The organism is Halomonas sp. ABH4_019, assembly GCF_056159885.1.
In genome coordinates this window covers 1,361,565-1,385,594 of sequence record NZ_JBSWWC010000001.1, presented here as the reverse complement: position 1 = coordinate 1,385,594, position 24,030 = coordinate 1,361,565, and the positions used below count along the sequence as shown (strand labels likewise).

At 67.6% G+C, this 24,030-nt stretch carries 28 protein-coding genes; 16 read left to right on the top strand and 12 right to left on the bottom strand.

Going from position 1 to position 24,030, the window contains the following annotated elements; genetic code table 11:
• The first annotated feature begins 48 nt into the window (after positions 1 to 48).
• Positions 49 to 1,440: a DNA recombination protein RmuC gene (locus ACXAFN_RS06325; RefSeq protein ID WP_474987171.1), complete on the top strand. Its 1,392-nt coding sequence runs from the start codon at positions 49 to 51 to the stop codon at positions 1,438 to 1,440.
• A 48-nt stretch (positions 1,441 to 1,488) separates the two neighbouring features.
• On the opposite strand, the gene ACXAFN_RS06320 is transcribed toward ACXAFN_RS06325, so the two are convergent.
• Positions 1,489 to 1,962, bottom strand: coding sequence for a Dps family protein (locus ACXAFN_RS06320; RefSeq protein WP_474987169.1), 474 nt, complete (start codon positions 1,960 to 1,962; stop codon positions 1,489 to 1,491).
• 205 nt (positions 1,963 to 2,167) lie between these two features.
• On the opposite strand from ACXAFN_RS06320, the gene ACXAFN_RS06315 reads away from it, so the two are divergent.
• Both ACXAFN_RS06315 and ACXAFN_RS06310 read left to right on the top strand, forming a co-directional pair.
• The gene (locus tag ACXAFN_RS06315; RefSeq protein WP_474987168.1) at positions 2,168 to 2,695 is read left to right on the top strand and encodes a hypothetical protein; all 528 of its coding nucleotides are present in this window, start codon (positions 2,168 to 2,170) and stop codon (positions 2,693 to 2,695) included.
• Positions 2,692 to 3,051 (top strand): hypothetical protein, encoded by a 360-nt coding sequence (locus ACXAFN_RS06310; RefSeq protein ID WP_474987166.1) that lies wholly within the window; start codon positions 2,692 to 2,694, stop codon positions 3,049 to 3,051. The genes ACXAFN_RS06315 and ACXAFN_RS06310 overlap by 4 nt, the downstream gene beginning before the upstream one ends.
• 5 nt (positions 3,052 to 3,056) lie before the next feature.
• Here ACXAFN_RS06310 and ACXAFN_RS06305 read toward each other — a convergent pair whose 3' ends face one another.
• Positions 3,057 to 3,488 (bottom strand): HIT domain-containing protein, encoded by a 432-nt coding sequence (locus tag ACXAFN_RS06305; protein WP_474987165.1) that lies wholly within the window; start codon positions 3,486 to 3,488, stop codon positions 3,057 to 3,059.
• A 105-nt stretch (positions 3,489 to 3,593) separates the two neighbouring features.
• Between ACXAFN_RS06305 and ACXAFN_RS06300 the strand changes: the two genes are divergently transcribed.
• Complete coding sequence (locus ACXAFN_RS06300; protein ID WP_474987163.1) at positions 3,594 to 4,340, top strand: sulfite exporter TauE/SafE family protein; 747 nt, start codon at positions 3,594 to 3,596, stop codon at positions 4,338 to 4,340.
• Positions 4,341 to 4,416: 76 nt separating this feature from the next.
• Positions 4,417 to 4,551: an entericidin A/B family lipoprotein gene (locus ACXAFN_RS06295; protein WP_474987162.1), complete on the top strand. Its 135-nt coding sequence runs from the start codon at positions 4,417 to 4,419 to the stop codon at positions 4,549 to 4,551.
• Positions 4,552 to 4,563: 12 nt separating this feature from the next.
• On the opposite strand, the gene ACXAFN_RS06290 is transcribed toward ACXAFN_RS06295, so the two are convergent.
• From ACXAFN_RS06290 to ACXAFN_RS06280, 3 genes are all read right to left on the bottom strand, one after another.
• Positions 4,564 to 5,067, bottom strand: a complete 504-nt coding sequence (locus tag ACXAFN_RS06290) for an acyl-CoA thioesterase (protein WP_474987160.1) — start codon at positions 5,065 to 5,067, stop codon at positions 4,564 to 4,566.
• Between the two features lie 111 nt (positions 5,068 to 5,178).
• Complete coding sequence (locus ACXAFN_RS06285) at positions 5,179 to 5,511, bottom strand: hypothetical protein (protein ID WP_474987159.1); 333 nt, start codon at positions 5,509 to 5,511, stop codon at positions 5,179 to 5,181.
• A 98-nt stretch (positions 5,512 to 5,609) separates the two neighbouring features.
• A complete protein-coding gene (locus tag ACXAFN_RS06280) occupies positions 5,610 to 5,927 on the bottom strand; it encodes a hypothetical protein (protein WP_474987157.1) in 318 nt (105 codons plus the stop codon).
• Between the two features lie 618 nt (positions 5,928 to 6,545).
• Here ACXAFN_RS06280 and ACXAFN_RS06275 point away from each other — a divergent pair.
• The 3 genes from ACXAFN_RS06275 (at position 6,546) to ACXAFN_RS06265 (ending at position 8,825) form a co-directional block, all read left to right on the top strand.
• Positions 6,546 to 7,322 carry an ankyrin repeat domain-containing protein gene (locus ACXAFN_RS06275; RefSeq protein ID WP_474987155.1) on the top strand — a complete coding sequence of 259 codons (777 nt, stop codon included), beginning with the start codon at positions 6,546 to 6,548 and terminating at the stop codon, positions 7,320 to 7,322.
• 74 nt (positions 7,323 to 7,396) lie between these two features.
• On the top strand, positions 7,397 to 8,152 hold the full coding sequence (locus ACXAFN_RS06270) for an ankyrin repeat domain-containing protein (protein WP_474987153.1): 756 nt from the start codon (positions 7,397 to 7,399) through the stop codon (positions 8,150 to 8,152).
• Positions 8,153 to 8,156: 4 nt separating this feature from the next.
• On the top strand, positions 8,157 to 8,825 hold the full coding sequence (locus ACXAFN_RS06265; RefSeq protein ID WP_474987151.1) for a hypothetical protein: 669 nt from the start codon (positions 8,157 to 8,159) through the stop codon (positions 8,823 to 8,825).
• A gap of 236 nt (positions 8,826 to 9,061) precedes the next feature.
• Here the strand turns inward: ACXAFN_RS06265 and ACXAFN_RS06260 are convergent, their stop codons facing one another.
• The 5 genes from ACXAFN_RS06260 to ACXAFN_RS06240 form a co-directional block, all read right to left on the bottom strand.
• Positions 9,062 to 10,372: a short-chain fatty acid transporter gene (locus ACXAFN_RS06260; protein ID WP_474987149.1), complete on the bottom strand. Its 1,311-nt coding sequence runs from the start codon at positions 10,370 to 10,372 to the stop codon at positions 9,062 to 9,064.
• Positions 10,373 to 10,995: 623 nt separating this feature from the next.
• On the bottom strand, positions 10,996 to 12,336 hold the full coding sequence (locus tag ACXAFN_RS06255; protein ID WP_474987147.1) for an MATE family efflux transporter: 1,341 nt from the start codon (positions 12,334 to 12,336) through the stop codon (positions 10,996 to 10,998).
• Positions 12,337 to 12,521: 185 nt separating this feature from the next.
• Entirely contained in the window at positions 12,522 to 12,770 is a 249-nt protein-coding gene (locus ACXAFN_RS06250) for a YfhL family 4Fe-4S dicluster ferredoxin (RefSeq protein ID WP_474987145.1), read from the bottom strand.
• A gap of 57 nt (positions 12,771 to 12,827) precedes the next feature.
• Positions 12,828 to 13,307, bottom strand: coding sequence for a pantetheine-phosphate adenylyltransferase (gene coaD, locus ACXAFN_RS06245; protein ID WP_474987144.1), 480 nt, complete (start codon positions 13,305 to 13,307; stop codon positions 12,828 to 12,830).
• Positions 13,304 to 15,199, bottom strand: coding sequence for a beta-ketoacyl synthase (locus ACXAFN_RS06240; RefSeq protein ID WP_474987479.1), 1,896 nt, complete (start codon positions 15,197 to 15,199; stop codon positions 13,304 to 13,306). The genes coaD and ACXAFN_RS06240 overlap by 4 nt, the downstream gene beginning before the upstream one ends.
• A gap of 197 nt (positions 15,200 to 15,396) precedes the next feature.
• Between ACXAFN_RS06240 and trmB the strand changes: the two genes are divergently transcribed.
• A complete protein-coding gene (trmB, locus tag ACXAFN_RS06235; RefSeq protein ID WP_474987143.1) occupies positions 15,397 to 16,086 on the top strand; it encodes a tRNA (guanine(46)-N(7))-methyltransferase TrmB in 690 nt (229 codons plus the stop codon).
• A 6-nt stretch (positions 16,087 to 16,092) separates the two neighbouring features.
• Here the strand turns inward: trmB and ACXAFN_RS06230 are convergent, their stop codons facing one another.
• Positions 16,093 to 16,986 carry a LysR family transcriptional regulator gene (locus ACXAFN_RS06230; RefSeq protein WP_474987142.1) on the bottom strand — a complete coding sequence of 298 codons (894 nt, stop codon included), beginning with the start codon at positions 16,984 to 16,986 and terminating at the stop codon, positions 16,093 to 16,095.
• A 119-nt stretch (positions 16,987 to 17,105) separates the two neighbouring features.
• Here ACXAFN_RS06230 and ACXAFN_RS06225 point away from each other — a divergent pair, with 119 nt between their 5' ends.
• The 3 genes from ACXAFN_RS06225 (at position 17,106) to dacB (ending at position 19,380) form a co-directional block, all read left to right on the top strand.
• Entirely contained in the window at positions 17,106 to 17,522 is a 417-nt protein-coding gene (locus ACXAFN_RS06225) for a PACE efflux transporter (protein WP_474987140.1), read from the top strand.
• A complete protein-coding gene (locus ACXAFN_RS06220; RefSeq protein WP_474987478.1) occupies positions 17,519 to 17,851 on the top strand; it encodes a DMT family transporter in 333 nt (110 codons plus the stop codon). Before ACXAFN_RS06225 ends, ACXAFN_RS06220 begins: the two co-directional genes overlap by 4 nt.
• Before the next feature lie 86 nt (positions 17,852 to 17,937).
• On the top strand, positions 17,938 to 19,380 hold the full coding sequence (dacB, locus tag ACXAFN_RS06215; RefSeq protein WP_474987139.1) for a D-alanyl-D-alanine carboxypeptidase/D-alanyl-D-alanine endopeptidase: 1,443 nt from the start codon (positions 17,938 to 17,940) through the stop codon (positions 19,378 to 19,380).
• Here the strand turns inward: dacB and ACXAFN_RS06210 are convergent.
• Positions 19,374 to 20,255 carry a LysR family transcriptional regulator gene (locus ACXAFN_RS06210; RefSeq protein WP_474987138.1) on the bottom strand — a complete coding sequence of 294 codons (882 nt, stop codon included), beginning with the start codon at positions 20,253 to 20,255 and terminating at the stop codon, positions 19,374 to 19,376. The genes dacB and ACXAFN_RS06210 overlap by 7 nt on opposite strands.
• A gap of 135 nt (positions 20,256 to 20,390) precedes the next feature.
• On the opposite strand from ACXAFN_RS06210, the gene ACXAFN_RS06205 reads away from it, so the two are divergent.
• The 4 genes from ACXAFN_RS06205 to ACXAFN_RS06190 all read left to right on the top strand — a co-directional run bounded on the left by ACXAFN_RS06205 (position 20,391) and on the right by ACXAFN_RS06190 (position 23,818).
• Positions 20,391 to 20,603, top strand: a complete 213-nt coding sequence (locus ACXAFN_RS06205; RefSeq protein WP_474987136.1) for a hypothetical protein — start codon at positions 20,391 to 20,393, stop codon at positions 20,601 to 20,603.
• Positions 20,596 to 22,044: a sodium:solute symporter family protein gene (locus ACXAFN_RS06200; protein WP_474987134.1), complete on the top strand. Its 1,449-nt coding sequence runs from the start codon at positions 20,596 to 20,598 to the stop codon at positions 22,042 to 22,044. The genes ACXAFN_RS06205 and ACXAFN_RS06200 overlap by 8 nt, the downstream gene beginning before the upstream one ends.
• A 36-nt stretch (positions 22,045 to 22,080) precedes the next feature.
• Entirely contained in the window at positions 22,081 to 23,382 is a 1,302-nt protein-coding gene (locus tag ACXAFN_RS06195; protein WP_474987133.1) for an amidohydrolase, read from the top strand.
• 64 nt (positions 23,383 to 23,446) lie between these two features.
• Entirely contained in the window at positions 23,447 to 23,818 is a 372-nt protein-coding gene (locus ACXAFN_RS06190; protein ID WP_474987132.1) for a diacylglycerol kinase, read from the top strand.
• Positions 23,819 to 24,030: the final 212 nt, after the last annotated feature.

The following is a 24,030-nucleotide window of genomic DNA, read 5'->3' as shown; positions in this document are numbered from 1 at the left end:
GGGTTCAACGCCAGGCTCAACGCGAGGCTCAACACCAGGGAGGAGTGCATGCTCGAGGGATTGGCACAGGCCGGCGGCGCCATGGCGGTCGCCTTCGCCGTGACGGTCGTGCTGGCCGTCGGCGTTGGCGTCGTGCTGCGACGGCGGCTCGCCGAGGCCCACCGCGAACTGGCCGAGCGACGGGCGGCGACCGCACGCCTCGAGCAGGAGCTCACCCAGAGCGATGCCCAGCTCGACGGCTGCCGCGAGCGGCTGGAGGGCCTCGAGGCGGCCCTCGGCGAGGCTCGCGACCGGCTGGCCGAGCAGCGCGAGCGCTCGGCTCGGCTGGAGGCGGAGCGTGAGCAGACGGCGCTTCGCCATCGCGAGCAGCTGGCGCTGCTGGAGGAAGCCCGGGAGCGGCTCAAGGACGAGTTCCACCGACTCGCCGGCCAGGTGTTCGAGGAACGCCAGCAGGCCTACAGCGCCCAGAGCCGCGAGAGCCTGGAGGCCCTGCTCAGGCCGTTTCGCGAGCAGGTCGAGCAGTTCCGCCAGCGGGTGGAGACCCTGCATGGCCAGGAGCAGCGCGAGCGCGGCTCGCTCAAGGCCCAGCTCGACCAGCTGGCCGGGCTCAACGCCCGGCTCGGCGACGAGGCGGCGTCGTTGGCCCGGGCGCTCAAGGGCGACCAGAAGGCCCAGGGCAACTGGGGCGAGCTGATCCTCGAGACAGTGCTGGAGCGCAGCGGGCTGCGCCGCGACGTCGAGTACCGCCGCGAGGTGTCGGTCGAGGGCGAGGCCGGCCGGCGGCGCCCCGATGCGGTCATCTACCTGCCCGAGGAACGCCACCTGATCGTGGACGCCAAGGTTTCGCTGGTGGCCTGGAACCGGGTGGTGAATGCCGAGGACGCCGCCGAGCGCGAGGCGGCCATGGGCGATCACCTGCGCTCGCTTCGCGCCCACGTGCAGGGGCTCGCCGCCAAGGACTATCCCGGCCTGCCCGGCCTGCGCTCGCCGGACTTCGTGTTCCTGTTCGTGCCGGTGGAACCGGCCTTCGCGGCGGCCTTCGAGCGCGACCCGACGCTGTTCCAGGAGGCCTTCGACCGCCAGGTGGTGATGGTCACCCCGACCACCCTGCTGGCCAGCCTGCGCACCGTGGCCGGGCTATGGAGCCTGGAGCGCCAGAACGAGAACGCTCGGCTGATCGGCGAGCGGGCCGAGCGCCTGTTGACCAAGTTCTCGGGCCTGGTGGAGAGCCTGCAGGAGGTGGGGCGCCATCTGGAGCGCGCCGGCGACAGCCATCGGCGGGCCGTCAACCGGCTCTCCGAGGGGCAGGGCAGCCTTGTGGCCCAGGCCCGCGAGCTGGAGCGGCTGGGCGTGCGCATGAAGAAGCCGCTGCCCGCCGAGCTGGTGCGTGCCGCCGAGGGCGAGGTCCCTGACGACGAGCCCGCAGGCGACGGAACATGAAAAACGCCGCCCCGAGGGGCGGCGTCCTGTCCGGCGCTGGATGCGGGCTCAGCCCAGGTAGGCGTTGAGCATCCAGATGGTCTTTTCCTGCTCGCGGATGTAGTCGCCGACCTGGGCGGCGGTGCCCTCGTCGTCGGCATCGGAGGCCAGCGAGAGGATCTCGCGCTGCAGGTCGATCAGCTGCTGGTAGCCCCGGACCACGCCGCGCACGCAGGCGGTGCCGTCGTGCACCTGCTTGTCTTCCTCGATGCTGGCGATGCGGAAGTAGTCGCTGTAGGCGTGTACCGGCTGGTGACCGAGGGTCAGGATGCGTTCGGCGACTTCGTCGACCTTGACCAGCAGGTCGGTGTAGAACTCCTCGAACTTCTCGTGCAGCTGGAAGAACTCCTGGCCCTTCACGTTCCAGTGGTAGCCGCGCACGTTCATGTAGAAGAGCTGATAGTTGGCCAGCAGGACGTTGAGTCGCTCGGCGAGCTGGCTGGCGCTGCCTTCGTGCAGGCCGATGCTGTTGGTGTCGGTCATGCGAATGCCTCCTTGATCGCGTGGTCTGCCAGTGTAAGGGCGGGCATGGCGGTCGGATAAGCGAATTCCATGCATCGCCATCATAGCCTTGCCACATGACATGCGGGCGGCATCGGCCGCCTTCAAGGGCCGGCGCCGTTGCGGCCGCCATGCCGGTGTCGCCCGGCCGGCTGCTAGACTCAGGAAAAACGCGGGAGGAGTGAGCATGTGGAAAGGCCTGGGACTCTTGCTGCTCGCGGCGCTGGCCGGCTGTCAGGCGCTGCCGTCGCAGCTCCCGGTGGCCGAGCCGGCGCCCGCCGAGGCTTGCGTCTGGGCGCATCGCGATGAGGCAACCCCGATGACTCTCGACCGGGTGGTGGCGGCGCTGGAGGCCGACGGCTTCCGTATCCGCCATACCGAGGCGGCGCTGGGACTGGTCAGCGCCGAACGCGCCGAGCGCACCGTCTTCCATGCCGCCCCGGAGCCGGACATCTTCGTGCTGGGCGGCTCGCGCCGTCGCTTCGGCCACGGCGTCCTCATCGGCGGCGGCTTCGGCGTCGGGGGGCTCGATGACGAGGCCACCGAGATCCAGCGCGTCTCGGTGGTGGTCGGGCCCGAGACGGTGCGGGTGAGCCGCGACATCCAGCTGTTCGACTGGCGCGGCGAGCTGCGCCGGGCGCGGACCGCCAGCGACGCGGGCTTCTGTCGCGAGCTGCGCGAGGCCGTGCGTCGCCGGGCGGGGGAGGGGGCATGAGACACGCACTGCTGATGGCGGGGCTGGTGATGTGGCTTGCGGGCTGTGTCGCGACTCCGTCGCCGGCCGTGCCGGCGACCCGTACCCTCGAGGTGGCGCCCTCGACCGCGCTGGAGGAGTCGATGACGCTGCTGATGGAGCGCGGCTACGTGATCCGCCACGCCGACGCCGAGCTGGGGCGCGTCGAGGCGGAGATCGCCCGCTGGCCGGGGTATCGCGTGCGGCTGGAGGTCGAGGCGGCCGGTGCCGAGAGCCGGCTGGCCATGACCGCCTGGCGAGGCGGCAGGTCGCTGCCGCCGGAGCTGGTCGAGCCGCTGCTCACCGAGCTGAACAGCCGCCTGCTGATGCGTCCCTGAGGCCGTCAGTCCTGCGACAGGGCATCGATGCCCTCGACCATCGCCAGCAGGCGATCGCGCATCGCCGCCAGGGCGTCCAGGTCATAGGCCTCGGCCTGGCCTCGTCCCCACACCGGCCCCGGCCAGGCCGCGTCGTTCTCCCGGCGCAGGATCACGTGCACGTGCAGCTGGGGCACCATGTTGCCCAGGGTGGCGATGTTGAGCTTGTCGCCGCCCAGGGTCTCCTTCAGGGCGCGGCCGACCTGGCCGGCTTCCTGCCATAGTTGCCGCTGGGCGGCGTCGTCCAGATCGAACACCTCGACGACACCGGGCCGGCGGGGGATCAGCACCAGCCAGGGATAGCGGGCGTCGTCCATCAGCCTGAGCTGGCAAAGCGGCAGTTCGGTGACCGGGTAGCTGTCCTCGACCAGGCGGGAATCTGCTTCGAAATCCGACATGATGGCTCCTCGTGGCGTACTGGGGGGCTTGATGGCGCTATGATGGCACAGCGCGGCGCCGGGCGATGCCCGGGCGCCGCTTCACGGATCGGAAGGGATGCCATCATGACGCCACTCGAGATACTGGCCCTGTTCGCCATCGGCGGCCTGGCCGGCTTCATCAACGTGCTCGCGGCGGGGGGCTCGATGCTGACCCTGCCGCTGCTGATCTTCCTGGGGCTGCCGCCCCAGGCCGCCAACGGCACCAACCGGGTATCGGTCGCCCTGCAGAGCGTCTCGGCGGTGGTCAGCTTCTTTCGCGCCGGGGCCCACCACCTGGGCCTGAGCCTGCGGTTGGCGGTGCCGGCGATGCTCGGGGCCCTGCTGGGCGCGCGACTGGCCCTGGAGGTGAGCGACGCCCTGTTCGAGGCGGTGCTGGTCACGGTGATGGCGCTGTCGGCGCTGCTGATGCTGCTGCCACAGCCGCGCCTGGAGACCCGGTCGCTGACCCCGGAGCGTCTGACCCCGGCCGTCTACCTGGCGATGTTCGCCATCGGCGTCTACGGCGGCTTCATCCAGGTCGGGGTGGGCATCCTGTTCATCGTGGTGCTCTATCGCCTGCTGAGGATCGACCTGGCCCAGGTGAACGTCTTCAAGGTGCTGATCGTGCTCGTCTATACCCTGCCGGCGCTGGCCGTGTTCGTGTTCGAGGGGCAGGTGCGCTGGGGCTATGGCCTGGCCCTGGCCGCCGGCAGCATGACCGGCGCCTGGCTGGCGGTGAAGGTCAACATGAGCCCGCGCGGGGCGCTGTGGGTGAAATGGCTGACCGTCGCGGTGATCCTGGCCATCATGCTGCGGCTGGTGTTGACCTGAGCGGGGCTGGATCAACGCGCACGGCCTGCTAGATTGAATAAGCAACGACTGCTTTGTCCAACCGCAAGGAGTTCCCATGAAGCGGACACTACTGCTCTCGATCGCCGCCCTGTTCACCCTGTCCCTGCTGGCCGGCTGCAATACCGTGCGTGGCGTGGGGCAGGACATCGAAGAAGGCGGCGAGGCGATCCAGGATTCCTCCTACCAATAGAATACCGAGCCGTCACTCGGCGCCGTGCTCGATCTGGGCGCGGCGCCCCTCTTCCTCGGCCTGCTTGCGCAGCTTCTTGCGCATCTCGGCCTTCTCGAAGCGCAGCTTCTGGGTGTGGGTCTCGAGCGCCAGCGTCGGCACCCGGGCCGGCTTGCCCTGCTTGTCCACCGCCACCATGGTGAGGTAGCAGCTGTTGGTGTGTCGGATCAGCTTGTTCTGGATGTCCTCGGCCACCACCTTGATGCCGATCTCCATGGAGGACCGGCCCACGTGGTTGACGCTGGCCAGGAAGGTCACCAGCTCGCCGACGTGGATGGGCTGCTTGAACAGCACCTGGTCCACCGACAGGGTCACCACGTAGTGCCCGGAGAAGCGGCTGGCGCAGGCATAGGCCACCTCGTCGAGCTTCTTGAGGATGGCGCCGCCATGCACCTTGCCGCTGAAGTTGGCCATGTCGGGGGTCATCAGCACGGTCATGGTCAGCTCGTGCTGGCCGGGAAGGGCGTGTTCGTCCATCGAGAGGGGATCCTTTGGTCGATTGTCCCCCCAGCATAACGCCTTGCCCCCGCGATGGGGACAAGGCGTCGTCTGGTGCGCTCGTGGCCGGCGTGGCTCACCGCCTTCGCGTCATAGGCGCCTGAGGCAGTCGGCCGTGACCTCTTCGCCCAGTGAGGCGGGGGCGTCCACGCGCTCGGTGTTGTACCCGTATACCCGATCGATGATCTCGTCGACGTCGCCCAGGAAGGGGTTGTCGTCCGGTGCACTCGCCGTCGCCCGGCGCGTCTCGGCCTCCGTATCGCCCTTAAGGCGGTTCTCGAGCAGGCCCTCGGCGAACTGGCCGCGGATCTGGCATTCCAGCTGGTGCTGTTCGGGCGTATCGGGCAGGCCTTCGGACTGCGCCATGGCCGGCAGGGCCGCCAGGGTTGCGAGGAGGACGAACAGCGGTTTTCTCAGGGGCATGGTGTGTCCTGCGGGTGATCGAGTATCGAGGGGCGTGCCGTCGCTTCTGCCTTGCTGGCGTCGTTTGACGGTAAATGGCGCTCGGGGGAGGTCGGTGCTCATGAGCCCAGGCACCGTTCCCGGGTGAGTTCGACGAACTTTCGCGTATCGTTCTCGCCGCTCGGCTCGTAATCGTAGATCTCGTCTATCAGCCGGCGAGTGCGCTGCCGTTCCTCGTCGCTGGCATCCGGGTTGATATTCCCCAGCATGTTTTCCTTGCTGGCACCGTTTATTCGCTGTCGCATCATGATCTCTGCCGCTTGTCCCTTGAATCGACAGAGCTCTTCCTGGCTGGGCTGGTAGCCATTGGAGGCCATGGCCGGCACCGCCAAGGCGCCGAACAGGATGCAGGTCGTTACAGCAAAAGCTCTTTTCATGGGCAGTGGGCCTTTGGGCTCAAGTGAGAAGTAAAGCGATGATGTCAGGCGCGGTAAAAATCGATGAAACCGCGAATGAAAGATATGAAAGGGATCCTAACGAAGTATGACAAGTTTCGGCAAGTCTTCCGGTAGGCTGGGAGGCGGCATCATAAGTGAGCCGGTCGCTGAAGAAAGGGTATGAGGTAGGTGAGGAGAGGGTATGAGGTAGGTGAGGAGAGGGGTTTAAAGTGGGGGGGAGGTGGCTATTGCCTCGTAAGACATGTCTTACGAGAAATTCATGAAATGCTTGCATTAGTAAGTTATTGTAAAATCTTCACGGTTCAGAAAGAGACTGAAAGTCCATTTGTGACAAGAAATAATAATTTTGTCGTTCTTTTTATTGCTTTCTGGGGGCGACTGGCGTTCTTTTTTACTTTTTGTTACAGATTGGTTCGGTTTGAGCCCTGCAGGCTATGTTGCGAGAGTCGTGATGCCGGATTACTCTCCTTCTGAAATCCAAGGGGTATATTGACCCTCAGGACCCGTATTGGCGGCATGACGAGTGATCAGTTGATGCCATCAAGGGGATGACATGACGTAAGGTTATGCCTCTGAACGAATTTAAAGGAGAGAAGCATGACGCTATGGAAAGCTGCAGCGCTGATAATGCTGCTGTCGTTGACGATGGGCTGTTCTGCCCTGATGGCGAGCGATCCAACCGCCTATTTCGAGGACGAAGCCCAGCGGTCCCTGGCCGAGGCCGCCGCAGCAGGGGATGAACGCGGCATGGAGGCGGCGCTTGAGCGAGGGGCGGATCCGAACAAGGTAAGCCGGCACTCCATGACGCCACTTTTCTGGGTCACTTCGATGGAGCCCAACCTGGAAGGACTGAAATACCTTCTGGAAAATGGTGGGAATCCCAACCTTAGTATAGTCAATCCGGATTACAATAAAGATAGAATTTATCTGATCGAGTTGGCATATGAAAAGCCTGATACCACGGCCTTTCTACAGGCGGTGCTGGAGGCTGGTGCCGATCCTAGTATGCCGGTTTCGAGCCACGGTTCAACGTTGCTTTTCAAGCCGCTTGCCGATCGTTATCTGGAGCATATAAAGCTGCTGATCGATTATGGTATTGACGTAAATTATCGGAACGATGAGTATGATATGACTCCGCTAAAAGATATGATGCTTGCTAAGCATTATGAGGCTGTTGTTTTGCTTCTCGATGCTGGAGCGGATCCAACGCTGGAAGATAGGTTTGGAAAATCCCTGATGTGGGCTATAGGGCGGATTGAGGAGATGGATCTTCGCGATAGATATAGTTCCGATGGTTTTTGGAAGGTGATCGATGCCCTGAAAGCCAAGGGATATATTGATCCACAGGATACGTATTGGCGGCGTGACGAGTGATCACTTGATGCCATGAAGGGCGCAGCCGTGGCCGAAGATAACGCCTCGCAGCGACTCGGTGTAAGGAGAGAAGCATGACGTTATGGAAAGCTGGAGCAATGATAATGCTGCTGTCGTTGACGATGGGCTGTTCCACCCTGATGGCGAGTGATCCGTCCGCCTATTACGAGGACGAACTGCAACTGACCCTGGCCCGGGCGGCGGCGGCCGGCGACGAGACCGCTATGGCGGAGGCCCTGGAGCGAGGCGCCGATCCGAACAAGGTCGGTCGTCACTCCATGACGCCGATCTTCTGGGTCATCAACATGCGGCCCAACCCGGAGGCGCTCGAGTATCTGTTGGCGCATGGCGGCGACCCCGATCTCGGTGCGCCCAATCCCCAATATCCCGAGATCGACAAGGTATATCCGATCGAGCAGGCCTTTAAGCATACCGATCCTCGCTTCCTCAAGATCCTTCTCGAGGCCGGTGCCGATCCCAATATGCCGGTCTCGGGAGAAGACAATACGTTGCTTTATGAATATCAAATGGATGAGCTTCTAGACCGTCTTCAAATGCTGATCGAATACGGTGCAGATGTTAACTACCAGAATGAAGAATATGGCAGCGTCCCACTCAGAAGAATGATTACGGCGCATTACTTTCAGGCCGCCACGATGCTGGTAAAGGCCGGGGCAGACCCCACAATCGAGAACACGTTTGGCGACTCACCTCTCTTTTACTTTGATAGCGTATATGAGAATCAGCTCGCGCATAGCAGTCAGGACGAGGGCTTCTGGGAGCTTGTCGAGGCGCTGAAATCGCGCGGCTATCTCGACGAGTCCTACTGATGCCATGGTTACCGGTCGCGTCACTCGCCGGGCGCAGCAGGGACAGGCGCTGACGGAGTTCACTGTCGTCGGCCTGTTCCTGCTGGCGCCGCTGTTTTTGATCGTGCCCGTGATCGCCAAGATCATGTCGCAGAACCAGGACGTGGAAATGGCGGCCCGATACGCCGCCTGGGAACGCACGGTGTGGGACGAGCAGGCGCCCGATAGGGGCCTGTCCGGCTATGAGGGCGCGGAGCTCGGCTACAAGAGTGACGAACGCATCGCCGAGGAAGTCGATGCGCGCATCTTCGCCGAAAGCGCTCAAGCGATCCGCTCGGATGCCGATGTCGGGTATTCGCTCGACCCGTTCGCGCGGCGCCAGAACGGCGATCAGGCGGCGTTGATCACCGCGCAGGAAAACGCAGGGGGGCGAGCGATGGTAGCGACGACCAACGAGGCGCCGGGAGGCATCCTTGGGCTGACCGACAGTGTAGCCGGCCTCATGAAACTGGTAAGCCAGTTCGATATGCCCGACAAGGGGCTGGTCAATGCCCAGGCCAGCGAGGATCTGCTGGATCTGCGTGACGTGTTCGGCGATATCGCCTCGGTAGAGACGCTGCGGATCGATGCCGGTAGATGTCCTGTCAGTTGGACTTCGACTTTGCCTTTCGGATGGTCGGTGGTGATATGTTGAGCTTGGTATCATTCGTGCTGATAACCCCGCTGTTGGACGTTTTCCTGTATGTGCTCATGGCGATTGTGCTGATGATTCTGTATTCCGATGCACGTCAAGCCGAATTCAGCCAATAGCTGCCGAATCGGTTGAAGGTGATATGCGGTCGCTGACGAGCAGGGGAGACACTGAGCGACGTGACCGTCGTCTTGGTGTCTCCCCTGCTGGTGTCGTTGTTGTCGATCGCCCGGGAGGTATTAGAGCCAGGTCAGGCCGGCGGCGATGATGATGCCGGTCAGCAGCAGCTGGACCAGGCAGAAGCCCATGATGTCCTTCGCCTTGAGGCCGGCGATGCCGAGCACCGGCAGGGCCCAGAACGGCTGCAGCAGGTTGGTCCAGGCGTCGCCCCAGGCCACGGCCATGGCGACCCGGGGGATGTCCACGCCCAGCGCCTCGGCGGCGGGCAGCATCACCGGCGCCTGCACCGCCCACTGGCCGCCGCCGGAAGGCACGAAGATGTTGACGATGCCGGCGCTGATGAAGGTCCAGAACGGCAGGGTGGTCTCGGTGGCCAGCGAGATCAGCGCCTGGGACAGCGTCTCGGCCAGCCCCGACTGCACCATGATCGCCATGATGCCGGCATAGAAGGGGAACTGGATGACGATGCCGGCGCCGCCCTTGATCGCCTCGTGCAGGCTCTCGAGCAGGCTGCGCGGGGTGCGGTGCAGCACGATGGCCAGGAACAGGAACAGGAAGTTGACCACGTTGAGGTTGAGCCCGCCGCCTTGCAGCACGAAGTGGTCGACCAGGAACAACAGCCCCGGGATGCCGACCAGCCAGGCCAGGGTCATGCTGTTCTCGAGGCGCTCCGCGGGGCGGGTGATGCGCACGCGGCTCTGGTCGTCCTCATCGAGCAGGCTCGGGTCGATGAACACGCTGTCGCGCTCGTCGGGCAGCATCAGGCGGTTGAACAGCGGCACGGCGACGAACAGCGCCAGCACGATCGCCAGGTTGAACAGCGAGAAGATGGTCTCTGAGGTGCCGATCACCCCGATCTGCTCGGCGGTGAAGTGGCCCTCGGTGGCGATGGTCAGCGGCACCGAGCCTGCCAGGCCGCCGTGCCAGACGATGAAGCCCGAGTAGGCGCTGGCCACCAGCAGCCGGTAGTCGACGCGGATCTGCTTGGCCAGCTCCTTGGCGAACAGCGCGCCGACCACCAGGCCGAAGCCCCAGTTGATCCAGCTGGCGGCCAGCGACACCAGGGTGACCAGCACGATGGCCGCGCCGGGGTTCCTGGCCAGGCCGGCCAGGCGTTGCAGCAGCCGCTTGACCGGCGGCGAGCTGGCCAGCATGAAGCCGGTGACCAGCACCAGCAGCATCTGCATCGAGAAGGTCAGCAGGTTCCAGAAGCCATCGCCCCAGAAGCGCAGCACCGCCAGCGGCGTCTGGCGTTCCACGGCGATGGCTGCCGCCGCGGCGATCACCGTCAGCAGCAGCACGAAGATGTAGGGGTCGGGCAGGTAGCGCTCGACCAGTTTCACGGCCGGGCGCGAGAGAGCCTTCAGCATGGTGACGTCCCTTTATCGCTGGTGACGCCGGCGAACGCCGGCAGAGAGATTCTTTCGCCACCTGACGCTGACGTAAAGGTGAAATGTTGTCAAAAGAGACGAATGTCTAATTTCTGCCGCCGCGAGGCCCTACGGCGGACCAGCGCGTGCGCCGGTAGAGGCGGTCGAGGTGGAAGGCGGCGATCGGCACCCCCTTGAGCGCACCCCGATGGACAGGGCAAAGGTTAAGCGTCGGTGCCTGACCAGCGCGTGCGCCGGTAGTGGAGCCGAGGTGAAAGGCGGCGATCGGCACCCCCGAGCGCACCCCGATGCACAGGCAAAGGTTAAGCGTCGGTGCCCGACCAGCGCGTGCGCCGGTAGTGGAGCCGAGGTGGAAGGCGGCGATCGGCACCCCCGAGCGCACCCCGATGAACAGGGAAAGGTTAAGTGTCGGCGCCTGACCAGCGCGTGCGCCGGTAGTGGAGCCTAGGTGGAAGGCGGCGATCGGCACTCCCGAGCACACCCCGATAAGCAGGGCAAAGGTTAAGCGTCGGTGCCTGACCAGCGCGTGCGCCGGTAGTGGCGGTCGAGGTGGAAGGCGGCGATCGGCACCCCCCGAGCGCACCCCGATGAACAGGGAAAAGTTAAGTGTCGGCGCCTGACCAGCGGGTGCGCCGGTAGTGGAGATAATAGGCAATCAGTACTCCGGAGCGCACCGCAGTGAACACGCTGAAGGCCAGCCACAGGCCGTGGTTGCCGAGCCCCTGGCTGAGCCACCAGACGGGCAGGTAGACCGCCAGGGCGATGAAGATGCTGTTGCGCATCTCGCGGGTAGCGGTGGTGCCGATGAAGACGCCGTCCAGCAGGTAGCTCCACACCGCGATCAGCGGCATGGCGACCATCCACGGCAGGTAGTCGGCGGCGGCATCGCGCACCGCCGGCAGCCCGGTGAGCAGGGCGATCAGCCACTGGCCGCCCAGCGCGAAGGCCAGGGCGGCGAGCCCCGCGGTGAGCAGCGAGAAGCGCGCCGCGGCCCGCACCGCCGCGGCGAACTCGCCCCAGCGACCGCGACCCACCGCGCGGCCGGTCAGCGCCTCGGCGGCATGGGCGAAGCCGTCCAGCCCGTAGGAGGTCAACATGATGAACTGCAGCAGCACGGCGTTGGCCGCCAGCACGGTGTCGCCCTGGGCGGCGCCCCGGGAGGTGAAGAAGGCCATGGCGAACAGCAGCCCCAGGGTGCGCACGAAGAGCTGGGCGTTGACCCGGAACAGCTCGCCGTAGGCGGACAGCCGCAGCAGCCGCGAGCGACGGAAGCGGCCCCCCAGCCCGGCGAGCTGGTGGCGCACCCGCCACAGGCCGTAGGCCAGCGCCGTGTAGTCGGCGATCACCGTGGCCCAGGCCACGCCGTCGCTGGTCATCCCCAGGCCGACCACGAACAGCAGGTCCAGGGCGATGTTGACGCCGTTGGTCAGCACCAGCAGCGCCAGAGTGACCCGGGCATTCTGCTGGCCCAGGAACCAGCCCAGGATGGCGTAGTTGGCCAGCACCGCCGGGGCCGAGAGCAGGCGGATGCCGGCGTATTCCGCGGCCAGGGCGGTGGCCTCGGGGCTGCCGTCGAGCAGCTTGAGGCCCAGCGCGACCAGCGGATCGCCGGCCAGGATCAACACGCCGCCGATCAGCGCGGCCAGCAGCAGCGACTGGCCCAGCAGGTTCTTCACCGCCGCGTCGTCCTCGCGGCCCGCCGCCTGGGAGGTGAGGCCGGTGGTGCCCATGCGCAGGAAGCCGAAGCCCCAGTAGAGGAAGCCGAACAGCGTGGCCCCCAGGGTCACCGCGGCCAGGTAGCGGGAATCCGGCAGGTGGCCGACCACGGCGGTGTCGACCAGCCCGAGCAGCGGCACGGTGACGTTGGAGAGGATGATCGGCCAGGCCAGGGCCCAGATGCGCTGTGGGGCCTGGGCAGGCGTGGCGGGGGCGGTCGCGGTCACGTTGGCTCCGGTCGGGAAACGAAGCCGGCAGGATGGCCGCTGGCCTCGCCGGGCGCAAGCCTCCCGGGGCAGACCGCGCACCCGAGGCGGCACCTGCTGTCCGAGACGGGGAAGGTCAGGAGGGCGGAAACGCACGACGCCCCGCGCGGGGCGAGGCGTCGCTGTCGCTCGTCATCGCGGGGCGCTCAGGCGGCGGTGATGCGCTGGTACTTCTCCATCAGCGCCTCTCGGCTCTCCTCGCGCTCGGGGTCGAGGGGGATGCAGTCCACCGGGCAGACCTGCTGGCACTGGGGCTCGTCGTAGTGGCCGACGCATTCGGTGCACAGGCCGGGATCGATGACGTAGATCTCTTCCCCCGGCGAGATGGCGCCGTTGGGGCATTCGGGTTCGCAGACGTCGCAGTTGATGCACTCGTCGGTGATCATCAGGGACATGGGATACCTCACGAAAATCGCGGCGGCGGACCCGGGCGGCATGCCCGAGTATCCTGGTCAGGTATTGTAATGGCTCTGCAGCGCTGCGGCGACCTCGGGATGCACGTGCTTCGAGACGTCGCCGCCGAGCCGGGCGATCTCGCGTACCAGGCTGGAGGAGATGTAGGAGTTCTCGACTTCGGGGGTCAGGAAGACCGTCTCGAGCTCGGGCATCTGGGCGCGGTTCATGTTGGCCAGCTGCAGCTCGTACTCGAAGTCGGAGACCGCGCGCAGCCCGCGCAGCAGCACGCGGGCCTGCTGCTGGCGCATGAACTCGGTCATCAGCCCGGAGAAGCCGGTCACCTCGACGTTGTCCAGGCCGGCCACCACCGTGCGGGCCAGGGCGATCCGCGTGTCGAGGTCCAGCGCCGGCCCCTTGCCGGGGCTGGTGGCGATGGCCACTACCACCTTGTCGAACAGCCGCGCGGCCCGCTCGATCAGGTCGAAGTGGCCGTTGGTGATGGGATCGAAGGTGCCGGGGTAGACGGCGATGTTCATCGGCCTTCTCCGTCGTCGAGCGTGCCGAAGGGGTTGTCCACGGCCAGCGATACCGGTTTGGCGTAGCCGGGGATGCGGATGCTGTCCGCGGCGACCTCGAGCTCCGGGCCCTCCAGCACGCCTTCGCCGAAGCGGTAGCGGGGCCGGAAGCGGCCATGGTCGGCCTCGTGATGATAGGCCTCGGCGGCCCGGCGGGTGGTCTCGCGGCGGTGGCGCCAGTCGTGCAGCGCGGCCTCGCCGTGGCGGGCGGCCATCAGCCGTTCGGTCACGTCGGGGGACAGCACCACGCCGGTGGCGTTGTTGCCGCCGAAGCCCTTGGCGTTGATGAAGGCGGCGTCGGCTTTGAAGCGCTGCGGCTCGCGGAACAGCCGCAGCCGCTCGGCGTGCAGGTCGTCGGGCAGGGTGGCGTCCAGGGTGGGAATGCCCGGCAGCAGGCCGTGGGCGAAGCTGCCCAGGGCGCTGGTCAGCTGGTCGCCGGCGGCGCTGCCCTGGGAGTGGCCGACGAAGGCCTTGACCGCCACCACCGGCCAGTCCTCGATGCCGTGGGCGCGGGCCACCAGGTCGAAGACGTGGGATTCGGTGACCCGGTTCTTCGGCGTGCTGGTGCCGTGGGCGTGCAGGAAGGTGCGCTCGCGCAGGGCGGTGTCGCCGAGCAGCTCGCGGACCAGCGAGGCCGCCTTGCCGAGGGTGATGTAGTTGCCGATGCCCGGTGCCGAGATCGAGCGCTTCCAGCCGTCGGCGTTGACGTAGACGTCCGGCACGCTGCCCAGCACCTCGGCGCCGACCTCCAGGGCCAGGGCGTCGTCCATCAGCATCACGAACTGGCTGGACTCGCCCATGGTGAAGCCGCAGTTGCGGGCGAAGGGACGACTGGCGCGCTGGTAGTCCAGGTCGGTGAGCAGCTCCAGGGCGTCCAGGGCCTTGAGGCTCTCGTCGTCGGCCAGGGCGCCCATGGTGCGAAAGCCTTCGATGATCTCCGGGGTGATCGGCGCATCCGAGGTGCCGACCATCACCACCCGGCGGCGACCGGCGCGGATGTCGTCGACCCCCAGGCGCAGGTTGTAGAGGAAGCTCGCGCAGGCGCCCAGTGCGGCGCCGGTGCCGCCCACGCTGCCCAGCACGTAAGCGTTGAGGAAGTCGGCCGGCATCTGGCCGTAGCCCAGCGGCATCTGCTTGGAGGTGGCGCGCTTGCCGGAGACGAAGCTCTTGAGCAGCCCGCCCCAGCCCTCGTCGTCGAGCTGGCCGATGGAGTTGCCGGCGTAGACGGCGATCTGGTCGGGGTCGAGGCGGTCGCGCAACGCATCCCATTCCAGGCCGCTGTCGCCCAGGCAGTCGCTGGCGGCGAACACCGCCATGGACAGGCCGCGGGGATGGTGAACGCTGCGATAGAGCTGGCTGGCCTCGAAGCCCGAGGGCAGCTGGCCGGCGGCGCGCACCTGGGCGGGGCGGGTCTCGGGCAGCATCACGTCCATGTCGCCGGCCGGCACCGTGACCTCCAGGGTCCGACGGTCGAGCTCGCGGACCTGCCAGGTGGGTGGCAGGCTCTCGGGCAGCTGGCGGCGCCGCACGCGGAAGGTCATCGGCGCCTCGAGGGCCAGGCTGGCGCGGCGGTTGGCCGGCAGGCCCTCGGCGTTGAAGCGAGGATCCTCGATGCGCCGGATCAGGGTATGGTCGAGCACGCGCTGGCGGGTCTGCTCGACGATGGCCGCGGCATCGAGGGGGCGGCCATCGGCGTCGTGCCAGGCATCGTCCGCCTGGGCGCTGGCCAGGCGCATCATGGCCGCCAGGCCGAGCAGGGTCTGGGCCTGGACGTCGTCGGGCAGGGCGTCGAGCACGGTGCGGCGAAACGCCTGGTGGCCCGAGGCTCGGCCGGCGGGGTTCACGCCGCCCATGCCCACGATCACCGGTAAATGTGACAAGCCGGGTTCCTCGTAGTGCGGTTGATGTCTGGGCTGCTATTGTCCTTTTGGCCAAGGATCATAGCACCCGGCCAGGTACGCCGTCATGCGGCGCATGGCGGGGCCTCGCCCTGCGCCGGCGTGCCGCCGGCTGGTAGACTGTGCGCCCCTCTCGTTCACGGGTCATCGTCATGTCGGAGCGCTCGCGCACCATCACCTCCAACCAGCCCGGCCCCCACCAGGACCTGCCGCGCCGGGTCGCCCGGGCCTTGGCCCATCCGCTGCGCAAGCCGCTGGCCGGACACACCCGCGAGGCCTTCGCCGCCGCCGAGGCGTGGCGGGCGCCGCGCGCCGAGGCGCCGCTGATTCTCGATGCCGGCTGCGGTGTGGGGCTGTCGACGCGCCGGCTGGCCGAGGCGCACCCCGATTGCACGGTGATCGGCGTCGATCGCAGCGCCGACCGGCTGTCGCGGGAGCACGGCGAACTGCCCGGCAACGCCCGGCTGGTGCGCGCCGACCTGGTGGACTTCTGGCGGCTGGCGCTGGCCGCGGGCTGGCGGCCGGTGCGTCACTACCTGCTCTATCCCAACCCCTATCCCAAGGCCGCGCACCTCAAGATGCGCTGGCAGGGCCATCCGGTGTTCCCGGCCATCCTGGCCCTGGGCGGGCGCCTGGAGCTGCGCTCCAACTGGCGGCTCTACGTCGAGGAGTTCGCCCAGGCGGTCGAGCAGGTCACCGGCGTCGCCGCGCCGGTGGAGGCCTTCGACCCCGGCGGCGACTTCCTGACCCACTTCGAGCGCAAGTACCACCTCAGCGGCCAACCGCTATGGCGCCTGGTGGCCGAGCTGCCGCATCGCCCCGAGCTGTTGCCGGTCGAGTGAGTCGACTCAGCGTCGGCGGCGGTCGCGGAAGCGCTCCCCCAGGGTGCCGCGCAGCCAGCGGGTGATCGGCCCCTGGGCCGCGTCGCGCCGCGACACCGTCTCCACCTCGATGACCGGCAGGGTGCCCAGCGCCTCGCCGGACACGGCCACCAGGTGCTCGCGAAACGGCGGGTACTGGGCGATGTGTTCCGGCACCAGCGCCCAGCCGAGCCCGCGGGTGACCAGCTCGGCCATGGAGTAGAAGCTGTTGAGCTGCCAGAACTGGGCGCCGAGCGGCGGGGCGTCGTCGCCCTCGGAGCGCGAGGCGATCAGCAGCTGGCGGTGGGCGGCCAGGTCGCCGGGGGCGGGGGAACCGTGGGCGGCCAGGGGATGGTCGCGCCCGACCACCAGCGACTGGCGCAGGTGCGCGATCGGCACGCCCTCGAGCAGCGGGCCGCGGCCGAGCCGGCCGAGCAGGATCCCCAGGTCGGCGGTGCGGTCCTCCACCCAGCCCGCGATGTCGCCCCGGGCGCCGTACAGCAGGGTCAACTGCAGGGCGGGATAGTGATGGGCCAGGGCCTCGAGGGTCTCGTCCACCGGGGGCATCTCGACCAGCGCCTCGTCGATGGCCAGCACCAGTCGCGCTTCCTCGCCCTGGGCGATGGCCCGGGCCCGGGAATCCAGCCGCTGGCACTGGCGGAGCACCGCCCGGGCCTCGTGGAGCAGGGCCTCGCCGGCCTCGGTGGGGCGCGGCATGCGGCCGCCGCGGTCGAACAGCGTGCAGTCGAGGTCCGCCTCCAGGTGGGCGATGGCGGTGCTCACCGCCGACTGGGCCCGCCCCAGGTGGCGGGCCGCCGCGGAGAAGGAGCCGCGCTCGGCGCAGGCGATGAGCACTTCCAACTGGTCGAGGGTCCAGCGCATGGGCGACCTATCGTTTTTATAGATGGATTCCAACTCGTATCCATCATGATTCTGGCGAGAATAGGCACTCAGGTCGAGGCCCTTATGGCCTCGTGACGACGGGATCACGGGAGGCCACGATGCGCACTTGGAAAGAACGAATGACCCATGCCCTGCTCTTCGAGACCGGCGGACTGCTCATGGTGACGCCGCTGGCCAGCTGGCTGACCGGCCACGGCCTGGGCGAGATGGGCGTGCTGGCCGCGGGGCTGGCGACGGCCGCCACGCTCTGGAACCTGGTCTGGAACCGGATCTACGATGTGTTGGTGCCGACTCGCCAGCGTAGCCTGGGGCAGCGCTTCGCGCAGTCATTCGGCTTCGAGCTGGGCCTGCTGGTGATGACCCTGCCGGCGGTGGCCTGGTGGATGGACATCACCATGATGGAGGCGTTCTGGATGGACCTGGGCTTCCTGCTGTTCTTCCTGGCCTATGCCATGGTCTTCAATACCCTGTTCGACCTGGTGATGCGCCGCTACCTGGCGCGAGGAGGTGCCTGATGGCCTATCTGTACCTGGCGCTGGCGATCATCGCCGAGGTGGTGGCCACCAGCTCGCTGAAGGCGTCCCAGGAGTTCACCCGGCTGTGGCCGAGCCTGGTGGTGGTGGTCGGCTATGTCATCACCTTCTACCTGCTGACCCTGGCCCTGCGTACCCTGCCGGTGGGCATCGCCTATGCCATCTGGGCGGGGCTCGGCATCGTGCTGGTCACCCTGATCGGCATCCTGGTCTACGGCGAGCGCCTCGACGTGCCCGCGGTGCTGGGGCTGGCGATGATCGTCGGCGGGGTGGTGATCATCCAGGCCTTCTCCCAGGTATCCGCGCACTGACGTGAAGGCGGTCGAATCGCGACCGGGGCGGGGGTAGACTGCGGCGTTGCCGTCTTCTTTCATCGCCCCTGCCACGGATGACCCTCATGCTGTCTCGCTGCCTGTCGCTCTGCCTGCTCCTGCTGTTGCCCTTGACCGCCCAGGCACAGGGGTTTTCCCGTCTCGCCGAACTCGGCCAGGAGGGCTTTCGGATCGGCGCCGAGGCGCGCCTGCTGGGCAACGGCGAGCCGGGTGAGACGCTGGGCAGCCTCTCCCCGGGGCAGCAGCTGTCGCCGGCCTCGGTGTCCAAGGTCTACCTGGCGGCGGCGGCCCTCGATCGCTTCGGCCCCCAGCATCGCTTCACCACCCGGCTGGTCGGCACCGCCGAGCCCGATGCCGATGGCGTGCTGCATGGCGACCTGATCCTCGACGGCGGCGGCGACCCGGCGCTGACCACCGAAGACCTGTGGCGGCTGGTGCAGCGCCTGCATCAGGCCGGGGTGCGTGAGGTCACCGGGCGGCTGGTGGTCAGCCAGTGGCGCTTCGGCCCGGTGAGCTGCCTGACCGTCGACCGCTGCGAGGGCCAGCGCCGGGTCGACAACGCCTACAGTGCGCTACTGTCCTCGGCGGCGGTCAACTACGGCAACTGGTGCGTGACCGTGGCGCCGGCGCGCGTCGCCGGTGCGCCGGCGGTGGTCACCCCCTGCGATGGCCAGAGCGAGCTGGTGCGCATCGACAATCGCATCGAGACCAGGCCCGCCGACAGCGGCACCGAGCTGTCGGCGCTGCGGGTGACCGACGGCCAGGGCGACGTCATGCGCGTCGACGGCCAGATCTCCTCCAACGCCTACCCGCGCGAGCTCTACCGCACCAGCTCGGATCCCGCCGATCAGGCGGGCCGCACCCTGATGGCCATGCTCGCGCAGGCCGGCATCCCGGTGGCCGGCGGCCACGTCGCGACCACCCTGCCGCCGTCGAACGGCGCCCATCGTCTCGCCGCGGTGGACGGCAAGCCGCTGCAGGAGCTGCTGCTGCGCACCCTCAACTATTCCAACAATTTCATGGCCGATACCCTGACCCTGGACCTGGCGAACACGTCGCGGCCCTCGCTACTCCAGGGCGGCGATGCCATCGAGGCCTTCGCCGCGGGCCTGCCGGGCCATGGCCCGCTGCGCCTCGACAGCGGCAGCGGCCTGACGCCGGAGAATCGCACCAGCGCCGCCGGGGTGAACGTGCTACTGGAGCACATGTTCCGCCAGCCCTCGCTGTTTCCGAGCTTCGTCGCCGCCCTGCAGTCGCCGAGCAACGGCGTGATGCGCTTCATCCGTCGCGGTCCGCCGATCTTCCAGGAGCATGTGATGCTCAAGACCGGCACCCTCAACCAGCCGGTATCGGTGCGCGCCGCGGCCGGCTATTTCCGTACCCTCTCCGGGCGCTGGGGCGTGTTCAGCGTGCTGGTCAACGGCACCGGCTCGACGCCCTACCTGAGCTGGTCGATGGTGCTGGATCGGCTGTCCGAGGACCTGGCGGCCATGATCCGGGCTCACTGAGTCGCCAGCGCGACCAGGTTGTGCAGGGCCGGCGAGTCGTTGTCCGGCCGCCAGGCGAACCACAGGCTCATCTCGCAGGCATCGAGCTCGGGCAGGCGCAGGAAGCGCACGCCGGGGATGGGGTGGTAAGCGCTGGCGGCGGGCAGGATGGCGATGCCCAGGCCGGCGGCCACCATGCCGAGGATGGCGATGTTGTCGGCGCCGTACTGCACCACGCGGGGGCGGAAGTCGAGGCGCCGGAAGTGATCCTGCATGCGATCGAAGTAGTGGGGTGAGGCCTCGCGAAAGCCCCAGATGAAGTCCGCGTTCGCCGCGTCCTGCAGCGACGTCGGCGGTGTCTCCGACCAGGAGGAGTGCGCCGGCACCGCCAGGATCAGGTGATCCCGCTGCAGCAGCCGCGCCTCCAGGCCGGGCTGGCTGTCGTCGTCCAGGTAGAGGATGCCGGCGTCCAGGCTGCCGTCCTGGAGGCGCTCGAGCTGGGGCCCCGACAGCAGCGGGAAGACCTCGAAGGCCACCTGCGGATAGCGGTCGCGATAGCCCGCCAGCAGGCCGGCGACCTCCGGCACCCACAGGTGGGTCACCGTCACCCCCAGGCTAACCCGGCCGATCACCCCCTGCCCGAGGCTCCAGAGGCGCGTCCTGAGTCGCGCACGTCGGTCGAGCAGCTCCCGGGCCTCCTCCTGAAGGGCGCGGCCCGCCACCGTCAGCCGCATGCCTCGGGCGTGACGCACGAACAGCCGCGTCTCGAGATCTTCTTCTAGCAGCCGGATCTGGCGCGTCAGCGCCGGCTGGGCGACATGTACCCGGCGGCTCGCCGCCGACACCGAGCCCTCCTCGACCACGGCCAGGAAGTACTGCAGCTGTCGAAACTCCATGGATGATGCCTTGCTTGAGATGCCGAAAGGGTATGGGTGACATTCATTATAGATATTTTTGGTATCGATTGTTCTGCGCCATAGTCCAGTGACAACCCATAACAAGACTCGCCACCGGCGAGCTGGACGACTCCCATGAGCAAGACCTACCACACCCTGGTCGGGCTGCACTTCGCCCTGTGCACCCTGGCGATGATCTGGCCCGGCGCGCTGATCGCCAACCGCATCGAGCCGACCGTGTTCGGCCTGCCGTTCCTGTTTGCCTGGTACATCCTGTGGATGCTGGCGCTGTTCGCCGGCATGTGGGTGGCCTTCGCCGTGCGGCACGGAGGGCATCGCGATGAGTAATGCCATGATCGTGACCGGCGTCACCCTGGCCTACCTGCTGGTGGTGCTGTGGGTGGGCCTGCGTGCTCGCGGCCAGGGCGGTTCGAGCCTGGAGGGCTATGTCGCTGGCGGACGCCACGTCGGGGTGGTGATCCTGTTCTTCATCCTCGGCGCCGAGATCTTCTCGGCCTTCGCCTTCCTCGGCACGCCCGGCTGGGCCTACCAGCACGGCGCCCCGGCCTTCTATATCCTCGCCTACCTGTCGCTGGTGCCGATCACCATCTGGGTACTGGGACCGCGGGTCGCGGCGCTGGGGCGTGCCCGGGGCTATCTCACCCAGGGCGACATGATCGCCGACCACTACCAGAGCAAGGGCCTTGGGATGCTCGCCGGCGTGATCGGGGTGGTGGCGCTGGTGCCTTATCTGACCATCCAGATCGCCGGCGCCGGGCTGCTGTTCGCGGCCGCCACCGACGGCCTGGTGCCCTTCTGGCTGGGCGCCCTGCTGGCCTTCCTGGTGGTGGCCGCCTACGTGTTCTGCAGCGGCCTCGGCGGCATCGGCTGGACCAACCTGGTGCAGGGCATCATGATGATCGCCATCGCCTGGTTCCTCGGCCTGGCGATCCCCGAGCGGCTGTTCGACGGCGTCGGCGAGATGTTCGTTCGCCTCCAGGCCGAGGCGCCCGAGCACCTGACCCTGCCCGGCGCCAACGGCATGGGTTGGGGCTACTTCAGCACCGCCATCCTGATCAGCGCCTTCGGCGGTGCCATGTGGCCGCACCTGTTCATGAAGTTCTACTCCGCCGACAGCGGGCGCAGCCTGCGCCAGGTCAGCGTCTTCTATCCGCTCTACGCCTATCTGCTGGTGCCGCTGCTGCTGATCGGCTTCGCCGGCGTGCTGGTCTTCGCCGACGCGCCGCTGGCGCGCCCCGATACGGTGCTGCTGCGGCTGGTCATGGACGTCGCCGACTTCTCGCCCTGGGTGGTGGGATTGATGCTCTCCGGGGCCCTGGCGGCGGCCATGTCCACCGGCGCCAACCTGGCCCACACCGCGGCCGTGGTGCTGGTCCGCGACGTTTTCGGCCCCACCCTGATGCGGGACGCCAGCGAGCGAGCCACGGTGTCGGTGACCCGCTGGAGCGTGCTGGGGCTGTCGCTGGCGGCCTATGGCATCGCCCTGCTCAACCCGGCCTCGCTGGTGATGATCCTGCTCACCGCCTACGGCGTGATCGTGCAGCTGTTCCCGATGGTGCTGGGCGCGCTGTTCTTCCCGTCGCTGCGGCGCGTCAGCGTCATGGCCGGCGCCCTGGCCGGCACCCTGACCTTCCTGCTGCTCGACTTCGGTATCGGCTCGCCGCTGGGCTGGCATGCCGGCGTCTGGGGCGTGCTCGCCAACCTGGTGGTGCTGGGCGTGTGCCAGGCGCTGCTGGCCAAGCCGATGCACGGTCGGGCCGAGGCCTGAGCCGAGCCAGAATTTTCTATCCACAAGGAGTGATCGATGAGCCATTCAGCAGAGCAGGCGGGCATGAAGACATCCATCGAGGCACGGGTCGAACAGGCCCTGGAGCGGGTGCAGGGCCTCTATCGGGACCTGCATTGCCACCCGGAGCTGCCCTTCCAGGAGCATCGCACCGGCGCCAAGGTCGCCGAGGCGCTGGAGGCCCTGGGCTATGAGGTGACCCGCGGGGTCGGCGGCACCGGCGTGGTGGCCCTGCTGCGCAACGGCGAGGGGCCCACGGTGATGCTGCGCGGCGACATGGACGCCCTGCCCATCGAGGAGCAGACCGGCCTCGACTTCGCCAGCCGCGAGACCGCCGAGACCGCCGAGGGCAAGCGAGTGCCGGTGATGCATGCCTGCGGCCACGATCTGCACAGCAGCTGCCTGGTGGGCGCCGGGGCGGTGCTGGCCGGGCTTCGCGAGCAGTGGCGCGGCACCCTGATGCTGGTCGCCCAGCCCGCCGAGGAGGTGTTCGGCGGCGCCCAGGCGATGCTGGATGACGGCCTCTACGAGCGCTTCGCCCGGCCGGACATCGTGCTCGGCCAGCACAACATGCCGGCCCGGGAGGGCACGGTGGGGCATATCGCCGGCAGCGCCATGGCCGCCGCCACCACCCTGGGCGTGACCATCCACGGCGACGGCGGCCACGGCTCGATGCCGGCCCAGACGGTGGACCCGGTGGTGATCGCCGCCCACGTGGTGACGCGCCTGCAGACCATCGTCGCCCGGGAGGTGCCGCCCGAGGAGACGGTGGTGGTCACGGTCGGCAAGCTGCACGCCGGCACCCAGGGCAACATCATTCCCCACTCGGCGGAGCTCGAGATCAACGTGCGCGGCTTCGACAATGCCCTGCATCGTCAGGTGCTCGAGGCTATCGAGCGCATCATCCGCGCCGAGTGCCAGGCCGGCCGCTCGCCCCGGGAGCCCGAGTTCCGGGTGCTCACCGAGACCCTCGCCCTGTACAACGACGACGCGAGCGTCGAGCGGGTGCGCCGCGCCCATGCCGAGCAGTTCGGCGAGCAGCGGCTGTTCGCCATGCCGCGCCTCAACGGCAGCGAGGACTTTCCCTACTTCGGCAATGCCGAGGTCGGCGGCTTCGGCGGCGAGGACATACCCTGCGTGTACTGGTTCATCGGCGCGACCCCCGAGGCGCGCTGGCGGGATACGCCGGGCAACGGCGTCGCCGAGAAGATGCGCCACCTGGAGATGCCGCACTCGCCCTACTACGCGCCGGGCCAGGCGGCGACGCTGAAGACCGGCATGGCGACGCTGGCCAGCGCCGCCCTGGCCTGGCTTGGGTAACACGCGCGACGTCCGGCTCTGCTACCATCGCGGCGTCGAAGCCACTCGCTGACGGATGCCGCAGATGAAACCCGGACACACCGGCTGGCGCCACCTGGTGCACTCCACCCGCTATTCCCTCAAGGGCCTCGGGGCGGCCTACCGCCACGAGGCCGCCTTTCGCCAGGAGCTCGGCATCTGCATCGTCCTGCTGCCGCTGGCCGTGTGGCTCGGTCGCGAGCCGGTGGAGTGGATCCTGCTGGTGGGCAGCTGCCTGCTGGTGCTGATCGTCGAGCTGCTCAACAGTGCCATCGAGAGCGTGGTCGACCGCATCGGCCCCGAGCGCCACAAGCTCTCCGGTCGCGCCAAGGACATCGGCTCGGCGGCGGTGATGCTGTCGCTGATGATCGTCGCGCTGACCTGGGGGCTGATCGGCTGGGGGCGCTTCCTGGGCTGAGGGGCAGGGCAATCGCAGATAACCCCATCGTTTGGGCTGATCCGGCGACAGGTCGGCGAGGGGCGCTATGAACCCTTCCTTGGGCGCTACTTTGGCCCTGCTTCGCTCTCGCATCCTGCTCCGCTTGCAGAGCCGGCGCTGGCCATCCATGGCCAGCGCGTTCGGCGAAGATCGCCTCACCCATGGCCAAAAACCCCCTCGACGACCTGTCC

Bases quoted from the DNA above. Each gene is read 5' to 3' on its own strand.
- ACXAFN_RS06275 (WP_474987155.1), top strand. From the start codon at position 6,546: ATGACGCTATGGAAAGCTGCAGCGCTGATAATGCTGCTGTCGTTGACG.
- ACXAFN_RS06265 (WP_474987151.1), top strand. From the start codon at position 8,157: ATGGTTACCGGTCGCGTCACTCGCCGGGCGCAGCAGGGACAGGCGCTG.
- ACXAFN_RS06225 (WP_474987140.1), top strand. From the start codon at position 17,106: ATGCGCACTTGGAAAGAACGAATGACCCATGCCCTGCTCTTCGAGACC.
- ACXAFN_RS06295 (WP_474987162.1), top strand. From the start codon at position 4,417: ATGAAGCGGACACTACTGCTCTCGATCGCCGCCCTGTTCACCCTGTCC.
- ACXAFN_RS06195 (WP_474987133.1), top strand. From the start codon at position 22,081: ATGAGCCATTCAGCAGAGCAGGCGGGCATGAAGACATCCATCGAGGCA.
- ACXAFN_RS06310 (WP_474987166.1), top strand. From the start codon at position 2,692: ATGAGACACGCACTGCTGATGGCGGGGCTGGTGATGTGGCTTGCGGGC.
- ACXAFN_RS06200 (WP_474987134.1), top strand. From the start codon at position 20,596: ATGAGTAATGCCATGATCGTGACCGGCGTCACCCTGGCCTACCTGCTG.
- ACXAFN_RS06290 (WP_474987160.1), bottom strand. From the start codon at position 5,067: ATGGACGAACACGCCCTTCCCGGCCAGCACGAGCTGACCATGACCGTG.
- ACXAFN_RS06260 (WP_474987149.1), bottom strand. From the start codon at position 10,372: ATGCTGAAGGCTCTCTCGCGCCCGGCCGTGAAACTGGTCGAGCGCTAC.
- ACXAFN_RS06315 (WP_474987168.1), top strand. From the start codon at position 2,168: ATGTGGAAAGGCCTGGGACTCTTGCTGCTCGCGGCGCTGGCCGGCTGT.
- ACXAFN_RS06280 (WP_474987157.1), bottom strand. From the start codon at position 5,927: ATGAAAAGAGCTTTTGCTGTAACGACCTGCATCCTGTTCGGCGCCTTG.
- ACXAFN_RS06325 (WP_474987171.1), top strand. From the start codon at position 49: ATGCTCGAGGGATTGGCACAGGCCGGCGGCGCCATGGCGGTCGCCTTC.
- dacB (WP_474987139.1), top strand. From the start codon at position 17,938: ATGCTGTCTCGCTGCCTGTCGCTCTGCCTGCTCCTGCTGTTGCCCTTG.
- coaD (WP_474987144.1), bottom strand. From the start codon at position 13,307: ATGAACATCGCCGTCTACCCCGGCACCTTCGATCCCATCACCAACGGC.
- ACXAFN_RS06300 (WP_474987163.1), top strand. From the start codon at position 3,594: ATGACGCCACTCGAGATACTGGCCCTGTTCGCCATCGGCGGCCTGGCC.
- ACXAFN_RS06285 (WP_474987159.1), bottom strand. From the start codon at position 5,511: ATGCCCCTGAGAAAACCGCTGTTCGTCCTCCTCGCAACCCTGGCGGCC.
- ACXAFN_RS06240 (WP_474987479.1), bottom strand. From the start codon at position 15,199: ATGGGCGGCGTGAACCCCGCCGGCCGAGCCTCGGGCCACCAGGCGTTT.
- trmB (WP_474987143.1), top strand. From the start codon at position 15,397: ATGTCGGAGCGCTCGCGCACCATCACCTCCAACCAGCCCGGCCCCCAC.
- ACXAFN_RS06230 (WP_474987142.1), bottom strand. From the start codon at position 16,986: ATGCGCTGGACCCTCGACCAGTTGGAAGTGCTCATCGCCTGCGCCGAG.
- ACXAFN_RS06305 (WP_474987165.1), bottom strand. From the start codon at position 3,488: ATGTCGGATTTCGAAGCAGATTCCCGCCTGGTCGAGGACAGCTACCCG.
- ACXAFN_RS06320 (WP_474987169.1), bottom strand. From the start codon at position 1,962: ATGACCGACACCAACAGCATCGGCCTGCACGAAGGCAGCGCCAGCCAG.
- ACXAFN_RS06190 (WP_474987132.1), top strand. From the start codon at position 23,447: ATGAAACCCGGACACACCGGCTGGCGCCACCTGGTGCACTCCACCCGC.
- ACXAFN_RS06205 (WP_474987136.1), top strand. From the start codon at position 20,391: ATGAGCAAGACCTACCACACCCTGGTCGGGCTGCACTTCGCCCTGTGC.
- ACXAFN_RS06210 (WP_474987138.1), bottom strand. From the start codon at position 20,255: ATGGAGTTTCGACAGCTGCAGTACTTCCTGGCCGTGGTCGAGGAGGGC.
- ACXAFN_RS06250 (WP_474987145.1), bottom strand. From the start codon at position 12,770: ATGTCCCTGATGATCACCGACGAGTGCATCAACTGCGACGTCTGCGAA.
- ACXAFN_RS06270 (WP_474987153.1), top strand. From the start codon at position 7,397: ATGACGTTATGGAAAGCTGGAGCAATGATAATGCTGCTGTCGTTGACG.